Annotated in this window: 18 protein-coding genes; 12 read left to right on the forward strand and 6 right to left on the reverse strand. The window is 65.1% G+C overall.

Features of this window, described 5'->3' with window-relative positions; genetic code table 11:
• The first annotated feature begins 475 nt into the window (after positions 1-475).
• The 3 genes from L4X63_RS19395 (at position 476) to L4X63_RS19405 (ending at position 4,735) form a co-directional block, all read left to right on the forward strand.
• On the forward strand, positions 476-3,124 hold the full coding sequence (locus tag L4X63_RS19395; RefSeq protein WP_250680319.1) for a beta strand repeat-containing protein: 2,649 nt from the start codon (positions 476-478) through the stop codon (positions 3,122-3,124).
• A 30-nt stretch (positions 3,125-3,154) separates the two neighbouring features.
• On the forward strand, positions 3,155-3,625 hold the full coding sequence (locus L4X63_RS19400) for a hypothetical protein (RefSeq protein WP_250680320.1): 471 nt from the start codon (positions 3,155-3,157) through the stop codon (positions 3,623-3,625).
• Positions 3,626-4,048: 423 nt separating this feature from the next.
• Positions 4,049-4,735: a cytochrome c3 family protein gene (locus tag L4X63_RS19405; protein WP_250680321.1), complete on the forward strand. Its 687-nt coding sequence runs from the start codon at positions 4,049-4,051 to the stop codon at positions 4,733-4,735.
• A gap of 122 nt (positions 4,736-4,857) precedes the next feature.
• On the opposite strand, the gene L4X63_RS23750 is transcribed toward L4X63_RS19405, so the two are convergent.
• The 4 genes from L4X63_RS23750 to L4X63_RS19430 all read right to left on the reverse strand — a co-directional run bounded on the left by L4X63_RS23750 (position 4,858) and on the right by L4X63_RS19430 (position 6,830).
• Positions 4,858-5,301: a plasmid partition protein ParG gene (locus L4X63_RS23750; RefSeq protein ID WP_284694725.1), complete on the reverse strand. Its 444-nt coding sequence runs from the start codon at positions 5,299-5,301 to the stop codon at positions 4,858-4,860.
• A 178-nt stretch (positions 5,302-5,479) separates the two neighbouring features.
• Positions 5,480-5,785, reverse strand: a complete 306-nt coding sequence (locus L4X63_RS19420; protein WP_250680322.1) for a TRL-like family protein — start codon at positions 5,783-5,785, stop codon at positions 5,480-5,482.
• 107 nt (positions 5,786-5,892) lie between these two features.
• Positions 5,893-6,183: a putative quinol monooxygenase gene (locus tag L4X63_RS19425; RefSeq protein WP_250680323.1), complete on the reverse strand. Its 291-nt coding sequence runs from the start codon at positions 6,181-6,183 to the stop codon at positions 5,893-5,895.
• 14 nt (positions 6,184-6,197) lie between these two features.
• Positions 6,198-6,830, reverse strand: coding sequence for a flavodoxin family protein (locus L4X63_RS19430; RefSeq protein WP_250680324.1), 633 nt, complete (start codon positions 6,828-6,830; stop codon positions 6,198-6,200).
• A gap of 148 nt (positions 6,831-6,978) precedes the next feature.
• Between L4X63_RS19430 and L4X63_RS19435 the strand changes: the two genes are divergently transcribed.
• Positions 6,979-7,359 (forward strand): winged helix-turn-helix transcriptional regulator, encoded by a 381-nt coding sequence (locus L4X63_RS19435; protein WP_502799927.1) that lies wholly within the window; start codon positions 6,979-6,981, stop codon positions 7,357-7,359.
• Positions 7,360-7,370: 11 nt separating this feature from the next.
• Here the strand turns inward: L4X63_RS19435 and L4X63_RS19440 are convergent, their stop codons facing one another.
• Together L4X63_RS19440 and L4X63_RS19445 are read right to left on the reverse strand one after the other, a co-directional pair.
• Complete coding sequence (locus L4X63_RS19440; protein WP_250680325.1) at positions 7,371-7,661, reverse strand: YciI family protein; 291 nt, start codon at positions 7,659-7,661, stop codon at positions 7,371-7,373.
• A 303-nt stretch (positions 7,662-7,964) separates the two neighbouring features.
• Positions 7,965-9,761: a SulP family inorganic anion transporter gene (locus L4X63_RS19445; protein ID WP_250680326.1), complete on the reverse strand. Its 1,797-nt coding sequence runs from the start codon at positions 9,759-9,761 to the stop codon at positions 7,965-7,967.
• A gap of 353 nt (positions 9,762-10,114) precedes the next feature.
• Here L4X63_RS19445 and L4X63_RS19450 point away from each other — a divergent pair, with 353 nt between their 5' ends.
• The 8 genes from L4X63_RS19450 (at position 10,115) to L4X63_RS19485 (ending at position 17,148) form a co-directional block, all read left to right on the forward strand.
• Positions 10,115-10,270: a hypothetical protein gene (locus tag L4X63_RS19450; RefSeq protein WP_250680327.1), complete on the forward strand. Its 156-nt coding sequence runs from the start codon at positions 10,115-10,117 to the stop codon at positions 10,268-10,270.
• 26 nt (positions 10,271-10,296) lie between these two features.
• Complete coding sequence (locus L4X63_RS19455) at positions 10,297-11,274, forward strand: sigma-70 family RNA polymerase sigma factor (RefSeq protein ID WP_250680328.1); 978 nt, start codon at positions 10,297-10,299, stop codon at positions 11,272-11,274.
• Positions 11,275-11,282: 8 nt separating this feature from the next.
• Positions 11,283-11,732: a response regulator transcription factor gene (locus tag L4X63_RS19460; RefSeq protein ID WP_250680329.1), complete on the forward strand. Its 450-nt coding sequence runs from the start codon at positions 11,283-11,285 to the stop codon at positions 11,730-11,732.
• A 443-nt stretch (positions 11,733-12,175) separates the two neighbouring features.
• The gene (locus L4X63_RS19465) at positions 12,176-12,583 is read left to right on the forward strand and encodes a response regulator (protein ID WP_250680330.1); all 408 of its coding nucleotides are present in this window, start codon (positions 12,176-12,178) and stop codon (positions 12,581-12,583) included.
• Positions 12,584-12,604: 21 nt separating this feature from the next.
• Positions 12,605-13,051: a chemotaxis protein CheW gene (locus L4X63_RS19470; protein ID WP_284694732.1), complete on the forward strand. Its 447-nt coding sequence runs from the start codon at positions 12,605-12,607 to the stop codon at positions 13,049-13,051.
• The gene (locus L4X63_RS23755) at positions 13,048-14,664 is read left to right on the forward strand and encodes a CheR family methyltransferase (protein WP_284694726.1); all 1,617 of its coding nucleotides are present in this window, start codon (positions 13,048-13,050) and stop codon (positions 14,662-14,664) included. Before L4X63_RS19470 ends, L4X63_RS23755 begins: the two co-directional genes overlap by 4 nt.
• Positions 14,665-14,667: 3 nt before the next feature.
• On the forward strand, positions 14,668-15,252 hold the full coding sequence (locus L4X63_RS19480) for a chemotaxis protein CheW (protein ID WP_250680332.1): 585 nt from the start codon (positions 14,668-14,670) through the stop codon (positions 15,250-15,252).
• Positions 15,253-15,291: 39 nt separating this feature from the next.
• On the forward strand, positions 15,292-17,148 hold the full coding sequence (locus L4X63_RS19485; RefSeq protein WP_250680333.1) for a HAMP domain-containing methyl-accepting chemotaxis protein: 1,857 nt from the start codon (positions 15,292-15,294) through the stop codon (positions 17,146-17,148).
• Positions 17,149-17,178 lie beyond the last annotated feature (30 nt).

The following is a 17,178-nucleotide window of genomic DNA, read 5'->3' on the forward strand; positions in this document are numbered from 1 at the left end:
TCCGCCCTTGTTTTATTTACATCTGGACAAACGTGAACCTGCTGTCGTAGTATGATTCGCCTCTCTCTTCGAGAGGTTAGCGTTCATTAGAAGAGCGCAGGGGCGTTCGCCGGCCGGCCTTTCCGGCCCCCGGCATCCCCTTCCGGAATGTTCCTCCCCGGCGCCGGACCCGGTCCGTTTCCGCCTCCCGGGGAGCCTCTCCGTCAAAACACGGCACGGCCAAGGTTATTTGCCGTACCTCCTCAGGGATCGGCAGTAAAAATTAGCGAAATATAAAGCTTTTTCAGCTCCGGGAAAGCGAGATCCCCCGCGCGTCGCCGATCGGTGCCGCGATCTCGCAATCTGGGAGCGCTTGTTGCAGGTAATGATCCCGGCCCTCGCCACACGCGAGGCGCCGGCTGGTAAGGCACGTACCCCGAAGGACCGACCGGTCTGCGGCGACCATCGCCGCGAGGCAGGCAAAAAAGGAGGGAGAATGTTGAAAGAGTTTGTCAGGCAATTCTTCAGACAAGGCACGCGGCTTGCCACGATGGCTGCCAGTCTGCTGGCCTTGATGGGGTTCTTCGGCGGTTCCGCATTGGCCGCTACCGGGATTCCGTCGGTCACCACCACCCACTGGAAAAGTGGCAGCACCCAAGGGTACACCGTGACGGGGAAAGTCACCATCCCGGATAACCTTGCCCCCGCCACCATCACCATGACGAGCACCGCTCTCGGTATCCCCGCCAATACGCCCCTGGTCGGCGAATCGAGCGGCACGGTCTACACGGCGACCGTCGATGTCGCCAACCGCCCGGGGACCGGCGCCCAGTGCACCTTCAACGTGACCTACGTCGACAACACCACCGAGACCCTTACCGCGACGGTTTCCACCGTCTCCGACAATTTCCCGGTCCCGACCGCACCGCTTGGTGCCGTCGGATCCAGCGCCAACCCGGCCTTCACCTGGACGGCGCCCACCACCGCTCCGGCGGGGGGGTACGACATCGCCATCAACGGCAGCGACATCGTCTGGACCGATGACATCGCCCCGGGTGTCACCACCTACACCTACAACAATCCCACCCAGGTCGGCGGATACGCCGCCGCTGTGACCCCGGGGGTACTGTACAGCTGGAACGTCGCCTCGGTGGACGCAGTGGGGAACCGGGCCGAGGTCCGCAACAACTCCTTCATGACGGGGGTCAACTTTACCGGCAAGGTCACCGACATGACCGGCGCACCGGTGGCCGGGGTCACCGTGTCGGCCATCGATTCCCAGGGGGTAACCCGGGGAGTGTCGGTCACCACCCTGGCTGACGGTACCTACATGTACGGCGGCCTGGCCTCCGGCACCTACACGGTCCTCTTCAACACCAACAGCCAGCTCGTCTACTACAACAACCAGATCACCGCCCCGGATCCCCTCGCGGTGACGGCGGGAACGATAGTCTCCAACATCAACGCCGAGTTTGGCTCCTGGGGTATCATCAAGGGGAACTTCTACCTTTCGGGCACCGGCCCTGCGCCAGTGCCTGTCACCGTCGGCCTCTACACCGCCGCGAAGGTCGCCGTGTCCGGTATCTCTCCGGTCACCGTCACCCCCGCCGTCCGCTACGCATCCTACGAGTTCACCCTGGTTCCCCCGGGGAGCTACTACCTGAAGTTTAGCGCCGCCGGCTATGCGGATGTCTGGAGCGCGGCCACCGTTCCGGTCACCGCCGGTTTCGTGACCGACGACACGGTCAACGCCAACGTCGACGCGACTCTCGTGCCCGTGCCCGACACCACGGCGCCGACCGTGACCGTTTTCACCCCTGCCTCCGCCTCCACCACCCTGAACATCCCGATCAGCACCTTCACCGCCAGCGATAACGCCGGTGGTACCGGCGTGGCCGGGTACCTGGTGACCGAGACCTCGACTGCCCCGACTTCCGGCTGGCTCTCTAGCGCACCGTCGAGCTACACCGTGACCCAGTCGGTGCCGGAAGGGGTTGCCACCAACGTCACCCTCTACGCCTGGGCCAAGGACGGCGCAGGTAACGTCTCCGCCTACAAGAGCGCGGTCGTCAGGATCACCCTGAGCGGTCCGTTGCTGACCATCTCGGGATCCACCCTGGCCGACGGCACCGCCACCAAGAACCCGAACTTCACCCTGTCCGGCACCGCCACCCCGAACGCCTCGGCGGTTACCGGCGTGAGCGTGGCCCTCAACGGCGGCACCGCCAAGAGCATCGCCTTCGATTCGACCACCGGCGTCTTCAGCACCGGCCTCGTCCTTGCGGTCGGCTCTAACACCATCGTTACCACCGCTGCCGACGCCCACGGCTCCACCACCGACCAGCGGGTGATCACCTACAACCCGGCGCTGACCGACCTCACCATCTCGTCGCCGGCCGACGGCAGCTACACGAAGAGCAACAACGTCAGCCTGAACGGCACCTTCGCCGCCCAGGGGACCGCCACCATCACGGTGAAGGTCAACGGCGTTGCGGTCACCCCGGTGGTTTCCGGCTCCAGCTTCTCCGCTACCGTCTTCCTGAACCAGGGCGCCAACGCCATTGTGGTCAGCGCCACCGACAGCGCGACCGGCACCACCACCAAGGCACTGAGCGTCACCTACGACGGCTCGGTACCCGACCTCACCGTCACCTCGCCTGCGGCTACCCAGGCGGTGCTGGCCGACCCGAGCACCCAGAACAGCAGCGTCGTCCTGGCCGGCGTGATCGGCGACGTGACCAACAACCCGACCCTGGCCTACACGGTGAACGGCGGGGCCCCCACCGCGGTTACCGTGGCAGGCAACGGAACCTTCAGCACCAGCCTGTCGCTGGCCAACGGCGCAAGCTACGTGATCAAGGTCACCGCGACCGATCCCAACTCCCTCGCCACCACCACCGTCCAGCGTAACGTGGTCGTTACCTACCCGACCGGCTGCCTGACCAACGGCATCTCGCCGCCGTCCCTGGCCGATGCCCAGCAGCTGATCAAGTTCGCCCTCGGCGTCAACACCGCGAGCACCCAGGACAAAGGGTACGCCGACGTGGCTCCGCTGGTAGGCGGTAAGCCGCAGCCGGACGGGATCATCGGCGTGGGCGACGTCCTGGTGATCCTCGAGAGGCTCGTTGGCCTCAAAACCTGGTAACGGCACTTCCAACATCACGGAGATGAAACGATGAAAATGATACGACTCATACTGGTTCTGGGAGCATTCCTTGCGTTGGCCGGCTGCGGCGGGGGAGGGGGCGGTGGCGGCGGCACTCCGGCGGCGCCCACCACTGCCTCGGTGAATGTCGCCCTTGCCGCGAGCGGCGTGCGTGGGGTTCAGGGGGTCATTTCCCTCCCCGCCGGGGTAACTCTTACCGCAGACTCCTCCGGGAAGGTTCCCGACTCAACCTTCACCACGACTATAAGCGGACTCAATGCCACCGGATACTACACTGCTGCATCGGGTAATACCCCGGCCAAGCTCAGCATCCTGATCACGCGCCCTACGGCTGATTTGCCGACCGGGGACCTGGTCAAGGTAACTTTCGACTTGGCATCCGGAACTGCGGTCCCGGCGGCGACCGACTACGTGATGTCGAATTCCGCCTTGTCCGACCAAAACGGCGCTTCCGTCAGCGGGTCCCTCTCGCTCGACTGATACCCGCTTCCCGCTTAAGGAAAAAACCCGCCCCCAAAAAGGGCGGGTTTTTTTTTGCCCGCTCCCGCCCGCTCCCGCCCGCTCCCGCCCGCTCCCGCCCGCTCCCGCCCGCTCCCGCCCGCTCCCGCCCGCCCGCTCCCGCCCGCTCCCGCCCAGTCCCGCCCAGTCCCGCCCAGTCCAGTCCAGTCCAGTCCAGTCCAGTCCAGTCCCCTGATGAGCTGTTCATTTTGGTCACTTGCAGGATAGCTCCCTGTTTTGTGTGCAAAAGGTGAACAGCGGCTAAGTGAAATGTAAAATCAATATCCGGAATTCAGGCCCGTAAAACAATTAGTAAAAACAGCTATCTATAAGTTTTATGCCCTCCCCGTCAAAAGGGGTATCCCGTTTGTAATGCAGAAGGCAAAGGCAAACGGGAGGTCCGCCATGAAAACACACACTACGATTAAGGGACTGGTATTCACGGTGGCTGGCATTTCGCTGATAGCGGGGGTGGGTGTATTCGGCCATCCCGAGCGGGTAGCGGCCTTTGCTTCCCCCAACGGCGTGTCGCAGGCGACCGGAACCTGCCTTTTCTCCGAGCAATTGCAGAAATCGGTAAGCGCCCGCCGGCAGTACATGGTTCAGATCGATAACGCCCTCGGCCGGGTGCAGGTCGCGAGCAATTCCGTCGAGGACATGTACAGCAACATCCAGAAGGCCTCCTACTCTCCGGATGAAAACGACGGGGAGGGCCAGGTCGAAGTGAGCTTTCTCGGGTACCGGAAATACAAAGGGCCCCGCGCCGAGGTCGACGCCTTCTCCGCCGACTGTCTCAGTTGCCACGACGGCGTCGGGGCAATGGGGATCACGGTGGTGCTCAGGAACAACCCGTACGAGCGCGGACAGCATGTCGACTCCTTCACCAGCGATCACCCGATCGGGATGGTGTACAACAGCTACGTGAATGCCCGCAAAGGTGGGTACAAGCCGATCTTCGCCACCAGCAAGATCACCCTGATCAACGGCCGGGTCGGCTGCCTCTCCTGCCACGATCCGCTGAATCCGGAGAAGGGGCACCTGGTGATGAGCGACAGGGAAAGCGCTCTTTGCCAGAGCTGTCACGACAAATAAGGAAGAGCGCGCCACCGTCCGTTACGGACGGGAGGCGAGGGCGGAAAAGAAACGGCCCCACCGGTAATGGTTGGGGCCGTTTTTGTTTGGGGAAGGGGCGTTCCGCACGTTGGCGGGAGCGGTTACTTCAGGTACTTCTCCACCAGTTCCTCGATGATCTCGCCGATGGTGGTCCTGCGGTGGGCGGAGGCGATCTTGAGCTTGAGGTGCAGATCTTCGCGGATGTTGGCCGTCAGCCGCACGTCGCCGGCCGGGACCAGTCCAGAAACCTTCTTGGGCGTGTTCTGCTTCTTGGCCGCCTTGGCGGCGCGAGAGGGCTTGGCGGCGGTGTTCTCGCGGACGGGAGCAGGGGCGGGTGCCTGGGCGACCGCCGGGGCCGGTGCCTGAGCGACCCCAGGTGCCGATGACTGAGCGGCCGTGGGTGCCGGTGACTGAGCCGCCGCAGGTGCCGGCGACTTGGCGGCCCCAGGAGCGGGTGTCTTGGCAGCCGCCCGGGTAGGGGCGGAAGCCGGCTCGACCGGCCGCGGCTGCAGCAACTCTCCGAACAGCCTCATCTGATTTTCCATACTACCTCCGACTGGTGGGAATCGATGCCGGAGTATACCCAATACTAAATGGCCGATCAACCCTTTCGAGGCGGAAGCGGCATTCGCCGTCCGGACTGCGGCGGCCAATCGGGAATGAAAAATGCCGCAAGCGCCCGGAGGTACTTGCGGCATTTCGGTGTCCCGGGGTAGTTCGCGATTACTCGCCGGTCACCCTGACCTTGTACTTGCCGATGATGCCCAGGACGTTCTTGACCTCCCAGTCGACACTCGAAACGCGGGAGATCCCGCCATTTTTCTTGGCGGTCTCGATGCTGCAGTCGCCGGTGGCGACCAGGGAAAGGATGCTCTCGCACTCGGCGGTCCCTTCCTTCTTGCCGGGGGTCGAGGTGGCGGTGACCGGGAGCTTCAGCTCGGTGTAGAGAGCCCCGACCGGAACACTCGAGGCACAACCCGAAAGCATCCCTCCGATAACCAAAAGACCAACCAGATACGTACGCTTCATATGCTACCTCCTGGAGTTTGTAAGTGTCCCTTGGTAGCACAATTTCTCATGCGAGTAAAGCTATCTTTAATTTTATCTAATGATACGGTTACTTGCTCCCCGTCCAGTCATTCGAGGCAGGTGAGCTTCTGGAGGCTTCTCTCGACTATGAGGGAGCCGACGGTGCCGAAGCAGTGCCGGTAGTGATCGCTCTCTTTGTGCTTGTCGAGATGAGCGGCACTCTCCCAGTTCTCGTAGAAGACAAAGACTTCCGGGGTGTCATTGTCCTGGTGCAGGTTGTACTCGAGGCATCCCTCTTCCTGGCGGGTCGGTGCTACCAGCTTGACGAGTTCGCTTTTGGCCAGTTCCACCGACTCCGGTTTCACTTTGAGCCGTGCGACAATCGACAGCTTTGACATGGCAATCTCCTTTTCTAGTGGATGAAGCTGAAGAAGGTCTTCGCTTCCCGTTCGGGAGGAGTGATGGCTCCCTTGCCGTGTTCGACGAGTTTGAGCAGCCAGGCCATGTTCTTCCCGAGTACCCGCATGATCTGCACCCCTTCGCTGTCCTGGCTCACCTCGCCCGGCGCCCTGCCATGGATGACGTTCCAGTAGTTGGAGGTGGGCATCAGCATCTCGGCATAGAGCAGGAAGTTGTTCAGCTGGTTGAAGGTGGGGAGCCCGCCGGAGCGGCGAACGGCGACCACCGAGGCGCCAACCTTGTGGCGGAGCAGGCTGTCGTTGACCCCGGCCACGTAGAAGGCGCGGTCGAGAAACGATTTCATGGTCCCGGCCATGGCCGCGTAATGCACCGGTGAGCCGAGGAGGATGCCGTCGGCCTCCTTCATCTTCTGCACCCACCCGTTGACCTCGTCGTCGATCACGCACCGCTCGTTCTTGTTTCTGGCGCAGCCGCCGCAGGCGAGGCAGCCCCTGATGACCTTGTTCCCGACCTGGACGATCTCCGTCTCGATCCCCTCTTTCTCCAGTTCCGCAGTCACCATCTTCAGGGCGTGCCAGGTGTTCCCCTCGCTGTTGGGGCTGCCGTTGAACGCTACCACTTTCATCGCTACTCCTCCATTTCTCGGTTGATCGGAATCTCTTTCCAAAGGCAAATTAAGTGTGCTAACTTTACTCCTACGTTCCAAAAGGTCAACTACGTACTTTACCGGAACGTAGTTACCTAAAAGGGACGTAGTACCCAGCAGGTAACCTATGTCATACATGTCATACGAGGTGGCGAAGATGAACGAGAACCAGCCCTCCGGCGAACCGATGGTGTACCGGGAGAAGGAATACAAGTGCGGGATCGACCTCACCCTGGCGGTGGTGGGCGGCAAGTGGAAGGCGTCGATCCTGTGGCACCTGGCCCAGGAGACCATGCGCTTTTCGGATCTGCAACGGCAGTTCTCCGACACCACCAGGAAGATGCTGACCCAGCAGCTGCGGGAGCTGGAGGCCGACGGGCTGGTACACCGGGAGGTCTACCCGCAGGTTCCGCCGAAGGTGGAATATTCGCTGACGGAGAAGGGGAGGAGCATCTATCCCGTGCTCGAAATGATGTGCAACTGGGCGAAGAACTATCTGGGCGATTGAGAGGCCGGCCGCTAGGGGGTCCGGAGAGCCGCGAGTTGCGGCGCGGTCATGGAGGGGACGAACTCGATGATCTCGTACTCGGCGATGTTCTCGCGGTGGAAAGGGTCGTTCAGGATGATGCTTTCGATCTCCTCGCGGGTCTTGGCCGTGGAGACGATGACCCCGCCGGTGCGCGGCTCCCTGCGCCCCGACATGAGGAAATCCTCCGAGGCGTAATATTTCTCCAGGAATTGGCGGTGCTCCCCGACGAAGCGGTCTACTTCGGTGAGGGGCTTCAAGTAGTTGAGAAGAACGATGAACACTTCGTCACCTTTTTGCCTTGTCAGAGTGGTTGCCGGTACATGACAACGCCGCCGCCGTCAGGCCCGGAGTTATCTCATAGGCACCAGGGCAGGATGTCAGAAATATTACCGGTATTATGAAAGGATTTCAATAGATATTGTTGCCGCTCGCGGCCGTCTCCCCAGGACTGTCATTGCGGAAAAAACAGTGGACTTGAAAGCCGCAACGGCCACGAAAACATCCTCCCGATCCAATTCACCCGCTCGGACCTTGGACGAAGAAGAGGCCGGCAGGGGAGAAGGCCTGGAAGAAGGAGGCGCCCGTTAGGACGGCCGCTCCGGGCGGCCGGGGAAGCGGTCCCGGAAATCGGCCAGCACGGCGGCGATGGAGGGGTAGAAGGCGCTCTCGCCGAAGAGCTGGGTGAGGCCCGAGCGGTCGAACTCGTTTTTCACGTGTTCGACCAGGTCGCAGAAGACCACCTTGACCCCTTCCCCCTCCACCACCCGGTGCAGGTGCCGCAGTGCCTCGGCGGCGGTGAAGTCGACGTCGTTGACGGCGGCGGCGTCGATGCAGAACCAGGTGAGGGGAGGGGAGCTCTCCCGTACCAGCCTCCCTACCTCCTCGTACAGCAGGTGGGCGTTGGCGTAGTAGAGGTTGTGCATGAAGCGGTACATCATCAGCCCCGGGACGATCTGCTCCGGTTTCTCCACCTTCTGCTGCCGCCAGCTCCCCCGCCCGTCGGAAACGAGCAGCATGTTGCTCACCAGGTAGCCGTGCCGGGTGTGAACCACGAGCGACATGACGATGGCCAAAAGGATGCTCTGCTCGACCCCCACCACGACCACGGTCGCCGCGGTGACGAGGGCCACCCAGAATTCCCAGGGACGCTCGAGGTAGATCCTCCTGAGGGCGCCCAGGTCGATGAGCTCCATCCCGATCAGGAAAACCACCGTGGAGAGGGCCGCGGTGGGGAGGTAGGCGAGGGGGGCGGTGAGGAAAAGGAGTACCATCAGCACGCAGAAGCTCGCGGTCAGCTGCGAGAGCTGGGTTCTCCCTCCGGCGCTCTCCACCATCTGGGTCTTGGTCGGGCTGCCGTTCACCACGAAGGTCCCGGTGAGTCCCGCCCCGATGTTGGCCAGCATAAGGCCCACCAGGTCGAGGTTGTCGTCCAGTTTCTCCTGGTAGCGGGCCGCGTAGGCGCGCGAGGTGGCGGCGCTCTGGGCGAGGATGACGACGAACATGGCGAAGGCGGTGGGGGCGAGGGTGCGGATCACCCCCCACTGCCAGGTCTGCGGCGGGATCGAGACGGTGGGAAGCCCGCCCGGAACGGTCCCGAGGAGCCGGACGCCATAGCCCTCCAGGCCGAGTCCCCAGCCGGCCGCGACGGAGCCGGCGATGGCCAGCAGCGGTGCCGGTATGCTGGAGGAGAGCCGGCGCGCACCCAGCACCACGATCAGCATGGCACCGGAGAGCGCCACGGTGGCCGGGTTGGCCTCCCCGAAATGGCGGACGACGGCGGCGATCCTGGCCACCCCGCTTCCCCCCCCACCGGCGATCCCGAGCATCCCCGGGAGCTCGCCCGCGGCGACCTGTACCCCCACCCCGCAGAGAAAGCCGACCAGCACCGTCCGGGAGAGGAAATCGGCCAGAAATCCGAGCCGGGCCAGCCGGGCCAGAAGGAGCATGCCGGCCGCCATCAGCGCCAGCACGCCGGCGAGCGAAAGCCACTGCGGCGAGCCGGGGACCGCCATGGTGGCCAGCCCGCCGGCCAGGATGGCTGCGGTGGCGGAGTCGGCCCCCACCACCAGGTGGCGCGAGGCCCCGAAGAGGGCGAAGAGGACCATCGGGACGAGGAGGGTGTAGAGTCCGGTCACCACCGGGGTCCCGGAAATCCTCGTGTACCCCATCACCTCCGGGATGGCCAGCGCCGCCAGGGTCACCCCGGCGAAGAGCTCACTCCCCAGCCGCGAGCGGTCCAGCGGGAGCACCCCCTTGAGCAGGGGGAGACGCCGGAGGCCACCCTTTCCCCACCGGCTGCTTTTTACCTTGTGCTCCGTCACCTGCCGCATCCTCCCGTTTTCGCTTCCATCGGCGAAAGCGCAGCGCTTTCCCCCGGCCATGTTTCGGCTATCTATTTACACTGAAATCGTCCGCTTGCCAACCGGAGGAAACGATAGCGGGCAGCCCCTCCCGGCACGGGTGTCGCCAAATTTTGCGTGCTCCTTTTTCGACAGGGGTGGATTTATCCTTATAAATCGGCAGCTTGGCGACGGGCCTCCTCGCGACTGTCGTATTTTTCGCACCCCTTCGAGGGGGCGATTTTCCTCCTTTTTCGCGGCAAACCGCGCGGAATCGCACCCTTACCAGCCTCGCGGCCGGCTGGCACGCTTCCTGCCTCTAATACATCACTTGTGCAACGATAATCTCTTCACATCATTGATAAAAACACCCCTTCGGGGGGAGGAGGCCCGTCATGACATGCCCTAAATGCAAAGGCAGGATGTTTGCCGAGAAATACTACGATTTCGTCAGGTCGTTCGAGGCCTGGAAATGCGTCTGCTGCGGCGAGATGGTCGATACCACCATCGTGGCCAACCGGAAAAAATCCTTCAACAACCCGCTCGCCTAACCGGGCGACGGTCTGGGAGATGTAGCATGGAAAGCTGTGCGCTTTTGGAAGAGCGGGACCCGTTCCTCGATCGCGAGCCGGAGCTGGGCGAGATGGAGGCCGAGGAGCAGGGCGGAATGGAAGAGACGGACGAGCCCGAGGAGGAACGCCGGGCGGCGGTCGAAGAGCACTTCGACGACGCCATCAAGCTCTACCTGAAGGAGATCCAGAGGACCCGTCTGCTGACGGCCGAGGAGGAGCGGGAGCTCGCCGCCAAGATTGCCAAGGGAGACAAGGCGGCCCGCGACCGGATGATCGTCTGCAACCTCCGGCTGGTGGTTAAGATCGCCAAGCGGTACATGAACCGGGGGCTCCCCTTTCTCGACCTGATCGAAGAGGGGAACCTGGGGCTCATCAAGGCGGTCGAGCGCTTCAAGCTCTCCAAGGAGTGCCGGTTCTCCACTTATGCAACCTGGTGGATCCGGCAGTCGATCGAGCGGGCGCTGGTCAACCAGTCGCGCACCATCCGGCTCCCGGTGCATATATCGGACGACATCAACAAGATGATGCGGGTCACCCGCCAGCTTGTGCAGCGGATGAACCGCGAGCCCTCCACCAAAGAGATCGCGGACGCCATGGGTACCGACCCGGCCCAGGTCCGCCGCCTGATGGTGTTCCTGAAGAAGACCTACTCCATCGAGCGGCCGCTGGGCGACAGCAACGACTACTTCCTGATCGACACCATCGAGGACACCTCCACCGTCTCGCCGGCGGTGCTCCTGGAGGACCTCGACCGCTACGACCTGGTCGCCCGCTGCTTCGAGACCCTCTCGGAAGGGGAGAAGAAGATCCTCACCATGCGCTTCGGGCTGGACGACGGGGAGCCGCAGACCCTGGACAACATCGGGAGAAACTTCGGGGTGACCCGCGAGCGGATCCGCCAGATCGAGTCCAAGGCCCTGGAGAAGCTCCGCTCCTTCGTCGAGCTTCCCGACCCCTCCCAGTTCCAATCCGCCCATAGCTAGGAGCGGCCATGGAGGGGAGGGCGGCGACCACAGCGGGAATACGCGGCAGCGGCTTTACGGTGCTCATCGTCGAGGACGACCACCAGACCGAGCGGACCATGACCCTCCTCATCTCGTGGGAGTTTCCCCAGGCCACCGTGGTGAGCTCCGGCAACGGCGAGGAGGGGATCCGCATCTTCCGGGAGAGCTCTCCCGACCTGGTGATTGCCGACCTGGACCTCCCGGTCCTCGGGGGGCTGGAGATGATCGGGCGGATGCGGGCGGTCAAAAAGGAGACCCCGGTCCTCGTGGTCAGCGCCGGGGGGGATCCCCGCTGGCGGGAAAAGGCGGCGCTCCTCGGGGCGAGGGCCACCATCGGCAAACCGTACCGGGTGCAGGAACTTTTCACCGCCATGGAGACGGCCCTGGGGGAGACGGTCCCCGGGGCTATCCACCGCAGCTACCGAATCAGCGGATGACCGGACCTAAGGCCCGGTTTTTCGCTTTATGCAAGCCGGGCGATGTGCTATGTAAGGTGACCGTACCGACCCTGCTCTTCCGGCCTAACCGGCTGGCATGACCAGTGAAATGCGGATCGCTGGCTGCGGTCCGGGAAGCGCCTCCCAAGAGGAAGCACGATGCCGTCCCCGCGACGGCGGCTCCATCGCCGGTCACCTCCGTCCCCGGAGTCTCCGCGGCCCTCCACCTCACGATGCGGTGGAAGCCCGTGGACCGTCCGCCGCATCGATCGCCTTCCCGCCCCGCCGGCCACCGTCTATCCCGCACGTCACCGGTTCTGCCTGTACACCCGGCGCCACCCTTTCCCGGCGGCTACCCAGCCGCAGGCGGCGCTCATCCCGGAAGTAACTGTTCCCCCCGGTCCCGCCGGAGGGCAATTTTCAGCACGAGGTCAACAATTTTCATGAAGCACCCGACTCACGACAGGGCCGCCATCCTGCTGGTCGAGGACGATCAGGCCGCGCGGGAAACCATGGAGCGCATGCTGGGGATGAAATTCCCCGGAGTCGCCATCCATGCGGCCGAAAACGGCCAGCAGGGGCTGGAGCTCTTCCGGCGCCACCGGCCGTCGCTGGTCATCACCGACATCAACATGCCGGTGTTGAACGGCATCGAGATGGCCCGGGCCATCCGCGCCGAGGCCCCCGGGACGGTCGTCATCGCCATCTCTGCCCACTCGGAAACCACGTGCCGCCGCGACGCCGAGCAAAGCGGCGTCAGCGAATACATCATCAAGCCGGTCGACCGGCACCAGCTCTTCGACGTGGTGGGGCGCGCCTTCCACCCCGCCTCGCCGGTCATCCCACTCTAGGAGGAGATCACGACTTCCCATCTGCTCACCTTCACCCTGGCCGGGCAGCGGTATGCCGTCCGGCTGGAGGCCGTCCAGCGGGTGCTGCCGGCGGCGGCGCTCACCCCGTTGCCGAGCGCGCCGGAGGTGGTGCTCGGCCTCCTGGACCTGCAGGGTGAGCCCCTCCCGGTCCTCGATCTCCGCAGGCGCTTCCGGTTGCCGTTACGCGAGCTCGCCTCCTCCGACCACTTCCTGGTGGTGCGGGCGGGGGCGCTCAGGCTAGGGCTTGCGGTGGATGCCGCCGGCGAGGTGATCGAGGGGGGGGAGCTGACCGTCCACACCCCCGAGCGGGTGATGGCGGGGCTCGGGCTTCTCGAAGGGGTGGGAAGCGGGGAAGAAGGGCTCGTGCTGATCCACGACCTGGAGACCCTCCTCTTCCGCTCCGAGGAACGCGAGATCCTGCAGGCTCTGGAGAACCTCAGGTCATGACGCGGCCTGCCGCGGGGGAGACCCTCAAGCTCTTCGCCTCCTTCGTGTCACGCACACTCGGGCTCCTCTTCGGCCCCGAGCGATTCGAGGAGCTGGAGCGCCGGGTGGCCCCGCTGGCGCAGGAGGCGGGCTTTCCCGCCTGCGAGCCGTACCTTTTGTGGCTTTTGACCGCCCGGCCCACCCCTCCGGGTGAGCTGGAGAAGCTCGCCGGCGTCCTCACCATCGGCGAGACCTATTTTTTGCGCGACCCCAAGAGTTTCCGCCTCTTCGAGGAGCGGCTCCTCCCCGAGCTGGTGGCGGCCCGCCGCCGGGAGGGGAGGCTCCGGCTCACCATCTGGAGCGCGGGGTGCTCGAGCGGCGAGGAGCCGTACACGATCGCCATCCTGCTGACCCGGCTGATCCCGGACCTGCCGGCCTGGGAGATCCGGCTGGTGGCAAGCGACCTCAACGAGCACGCCCTCGCCCGGGCCCGCGCCGGGATCTACACCCCCTGGTCGTTCAGGAACGCGCCGCCCTGGCTTTCGGAGTACTTCACCCGGCTGCCCGACGGCCGCTTCGAGCTCTCGCCGCGGGTGAGGTCGATGGTCCGTTTTTGCCGCCTCAACCTGGCCGAGCCTTCCTCCTTCCGGAAGGGGACCGGGATCGACCAGGCGGACCTGATCTTCTGCCGCAACGTGATGCTCTACTTCTCCCCCTCCCAGGCGCTCCGGACCCAGGCCGGGCTGCACGACCTTTTGAGGGAGGGGGGATGGCTCTTCGTGGCTCCCACCGAGGTGGACCACCGTAACCTCGGCGGTTTCCGCTGCCTGCACGTGGCGGGGAGCTTCGTGCTGGAGAAATCCGGCCCGCTGGCCCCCTTCCCCGGCAAGGAAGCCCCCCTGCTTCCGCCCCCCGGGCCGACCGAGCGGACCCGCCGCCTCCGCCTGCCCTCGCGGCCGGAGCCTGGCCAGGCATCGTCCCCGGCCCCGCCAAAGCGGGAGCTTGGCGCCCCGCCGGCCCCGCCGCAGGTTCCTCCTGCCGCGGCCGCCCCGGCGCCGGCCCCACCCGGACCCTCCCCGGAGGGGGAGGGGGAAGCGCGTTACCGGGAGGCGCTCGATCTGTACCGCGAGGGGCGCTACCTGGAGGCGGCCGAACGCTGCCGTCCCATCCCCCGGGAGGGGGAGCCCGGGGCGCGGGCGCTGGCCCTTTCGGCCCGGGCGCTTGCCAACCTGGGGCATTGCGAGGAGGCGGCCGAGCTTTGCCGCCAGGCGATCGACTGCGACCGGCTGAGCGCCGCCAACCATTACCTCCTCTCGCTGATCCTCGAGCAGCAGGGGGACGACGCGGCGGCGGCCCGGGCCCTGAGAAACGCCCTCTTCATCGACCACGACCATCTCATGGCCTACCTCGCGCTGGGAAACCTCAAAAGGCGCGGCGGCGAGCCGGAGGAGTCCCGCCGCTGCTTCGCGAACGCCCTGAGGCTTTTGGAGAGAAGGCTCCCCCACGAGGTGCTCCCCGAGGCCGAGGGGCTGACCGCCGGCCGGCTGGCCGAGATCGTCCGGGGGCTTTTGGGGGAAAGGGGCGCGGGAAGGGAAAAAGGCTCCTCCCCTGCCCGGGGGGGAGCGGAGGGATGATAGATGGATGCTGAACGCGACATGACGGCCAGTGAGGAGCAGTCCGGGGAGATCCCCGGCGGGCTCGACCCCGCGAGGGAGCGGGAGATCCTCCTCGCCCGCGCACACAGGCTGGCGGCCCGCCCGGAAAGGGAGGAGGACGCGGGGCCGAAGTTCGACTGCCTCGAGTTCAGGCTCTCCGGCGAGAGCTGGGGGGTGGAGCTCTCCTTCGTCAAGGAGACGCTGGCGGTCACCGACTTCACGCCGCTTTTCTGCACCCCCCCCTTCGTGCTCGGCATCGTCCAGGTGCGGGGAAGGATCGTCTCTATCGTCGATCTCCGCCGCTTCCTCGAAATCCCCGCCCCCGGCCTCTCCGACTTGAACCGCGTCATCGTGGTCGGCGACGGAACGGTCGAGTTCGGCATCCTGGCCGACGCCGTGGTGGGGGTCCGGACGCTTTCCCGGGGGGCGCTCCAGCCTCCCCCCATCACCCTCTCCGGCACCGGGGGGGAGTTCCTCGCCGGGGTCACCGCCGGACGGCTGGCGGTGCTGGACCTCGCCAGGGTGCTGGCCGATCCGCGCCTGGTGGTACACGAGGAAGTGAGCTGATATGTCATGCCAATCGCTATCCTGCAGACAGGGGGTGTCATGCTGAAAAATCTGAAGATCCGTACCCGGCTGGTGGCCGGTTTCGGCCTGCTGGTCCTTTTCCTGGTGCTGGTCGGGCTCCTCTCCCTGAGGAACCTCTCCGCCCAGTCCCACCTGGTGAGTAACTTCTACCAGCACCCGTTCACCGTGGTGAAGGCCATCGGGGAAGTCGACCAGCACGTCATCATGATGCACCGGAGCATGAAGGACCTGGTGCTCTACGGCAGCGACCCGGTGGAGCGCGAGAACGCCATCCGCGACGTCGATGCCAACGAAAAGCTGGTCTACGAACAGCTTGCCCTGGCCCGGGAGCAGTTCCTCGGCGACCCCGCCATGATCGACCGGGTGCGCCAGTCCATGGACGCCTGGAAGCCGGTCCGGGCCCGCACCATCGACCTGGTCAACCGCGGCCGGGTGACCGAGGCGGCCCAGTTCCACAAGGTCTTCGCCCGCGACACGGTCTCCCGCATCGACAGCCAGATCGACGACGTGCTCAAGTTCTCCAGCAACAAGGCCCGCACCCTCGAGGAGGAGGCGCGCAGCAACGAGCGCTCCACCTGGATGCTGACCGCCTTTTTGGTGGTGGCCGCCGGGATCGCCGCCCTCGTGATCGCCGCCCTCATCACCGCCTCCATCACCGGTCCGCTTTCGAGCGCGGTGGCGGCGGCCGAGCGGCTTGCCCAGGGTGACCTCTCGGTGGAGATCGGCTCCGCCTCCCGCGACGAGCTCGGGGCCCTCCTGGAGGCCATGGGGCAGATGGTCGAGTCGCTGCGCCGGATGGGGGAGAGCGCCAACCGGATCGCGCTCGGGGACCTGGAGGTGGAGGTGGTCCCCTCCTCCGACCGCGACGTCTTCGGGCTCGCCATGCAGAACATGGTCGCCTCGCTTAAGAGGCTCGCCGCCAACGCCGACCGGCTGGCGGCCGGCGACCTCACCGTCCAGGTGATCCCCGCCTCGCCCCGGGACCAGCTGGGGACCTCCTTTGCCGCCATGGCGAGGAACCTGCGCGAGCTCAACCTGGAGATCCGGGAGACCGTCAACGTGCTGGCCCGCTCGGCCGGCGAGATCATGACCACCGTCTCCGAGCTCGCCTCCAGCTCGGCCCAGACCGCCGCCTCGGTCTCCGAGACCAACGCCACCGTCCAGGAGGTCCGCCAGACCACCGATCTCGCCTCGCAGAAGTCCCGCCAGGTCTACGACCGCTCCCACGAGGCGGTCCAGGTGGCCAAGACCGGGAGGGAGTCGGTGGAGAGCGCCATCGAGGGGATGCGGGGGATCGACGAACGGATGGCCTTCATCGCCGAGCGGATCGTCAATCTCTCCGAGCAGAGCCAGGCGATCGGCGAGATCATCGCCACCGTCAACGACCTCGCCGAACAGTCGAACCTCCTGGCGGTCAACGCCGCCATCGAGGCGGCCAAGGCCGGTGAGCACGGCAAGGGTTTCGCGGTGGTGGCCCAGGAGGTCAAGAACCTCGCCACCCAGTCCAAGCAGGCGACCGGCCAGGTCAGGAACATCCTCGGCTACATCCAGAAGGCGACCACCTCCGCCGTCTTGGCCACCGAACAGGGGAGTAAGGCCGTGGAGAGCGGGGTGAAGCAGTCGGGCGAGGCCGGGGAGGCCATCCGCCAGCTCTCCCAGGCCATCGAGGAGTCCTCCAACGCCACCCTCCAGATCGTCACCTCCACCCAGGAGCAGGCGATCGGCATGGACCAGATCGCCATCGCCGTGCAGAGCATCAACCAGGCCTCCAGCCAGAACCTCGACGGCTCCCGCCAGATCGAGGCGGCGGCCCGCGACCTCTACCAGCTGAACCAGAAGCTCCAGCAGCTGGTGAGCCGCTACCTGGTGGCATGACGGGGGTAACCGTGATACCCCGCGGCCTAA

Source organism: Geomonas sp. Red32, from assembly GCF_023652955.1.
Lineage (GTDB): Bacteria > Desulfobacterota > Desulfuromonadia > Geobacterales > Geobacteraceae > Geomonas.

Bases quoted from the DNA above. Each gene is read 5' to 3' on its own strand.
- L4X63_RS19455 (WP_250680328.1), top strand. From the start codon at position 10,297: ATGGAAAGCTGTGCGCTTTTGGAAGAGCGGGACCCGTTCCTCGATCGC.
- L4X63_RS19445 (WP_250680326.1), bottom strand. From the start codon at position 9,761: ATGGCCGGGGGAAAGCGCTGCGCTTTCGCCGATGGAAGCGAAAACGGG.
- L4X63_RS19450 (WP_250680327.1), top strand. From the start codon at position 10,115: ATGACATGCCCTAAATGCAAAGGCAGGATGTTTGCCGAGAAATACTAC.
- L4X63_RS19425 (WP_250680323.1), bottom strand. From the start codon at position 6,183: ATGTCAAAGCTGTCGATTGTCGCACGGCTCAAAGTGAAACCGGAGTCG.
- L4X63_RS19430 (WP_250680324.1), bottom strand. From the start codon at position 6,830: ATGAAAGTGGTAGCGTTCAACGGCAGCCCCAACAGCGAGGGGAACACC.
- L4X63_RS23750 (WP_284694725.1), bottom strand. From the start codon at position 5,301: ATGGAAAATCAGATGAGGCTGTTCGGAGAGTTGCTGCAGCCGCGGCCG.
- L4X63_RS19405 (WP_250680321.1), top strand. From the start codon at position 4,049: ATGAAAACACACACTACGATTAAGGGACTGGTATTCACGGTGGCTGGC.
- L4X63_RS19480 (WP_250680332.1), top strand. From the start codon at position 14,668: ATGGATGCTGAACGCGACATGACGGCCAGTGAGGAGCAGTCCGGGGAG.
- L4X63_RS19400 (WP_250680320.1), top strand. From the start codon at position 3,155: ATGAAAATGATACGACTCATACTGGTTCTGGGAGCATTCCTTGCGTTG.
- L4X63_RS23755 (WP_284694726.1), top strand. From the start codon at position 13,048: ATGACGCGGCCTGCCGCGGGGGAGACCCTCAAGCTCTTCGCCTCCTTC.
- L4X63_RS19395 (WP_250680319.1), top strand. From the start codon at position 476: ATGTTGAAAGAGTTTGTCAGGCAATTCTTCAGACAAGGCACGCGGCTT.
- L4X63_RS19460 (WP_250680329.1), top strand. From the start codon at position 11,283: ATGGAGGGGAGGGCGGCGACCACAGCGGGAATACGCGGCAGCGGCTTT.
- L4X63_RS19465 (WP_250680330.1), top strand. From the start codon at position 12,176: ATGAAGCACCCGACTCACGACAGGGCCGCCATCCTGCTGGTCGAGGAC.
- L4X63_RS19435 (WP_502799927.1), top strand. From the start codon at position 6,979: ATGTCATACATGTCATACGAGGTGGCGAAGATGAACGAGAACCAGCCC.
- L4X63_RS19485 (WP_250680333.1), top strand. From the start codon at position 15,292: ATGCTGAAAAATCTGAAGATCCGTACCCGGCTGGTGGCCGGTTTCGGC.
- L4X63_RS19420 (WP_250680322.1), bottom strand. From the start codon at position 5,785: ATGAAGCGTACGTATCTGGTTGGTCTTTTGGTTATCGGAGGGATGCTT.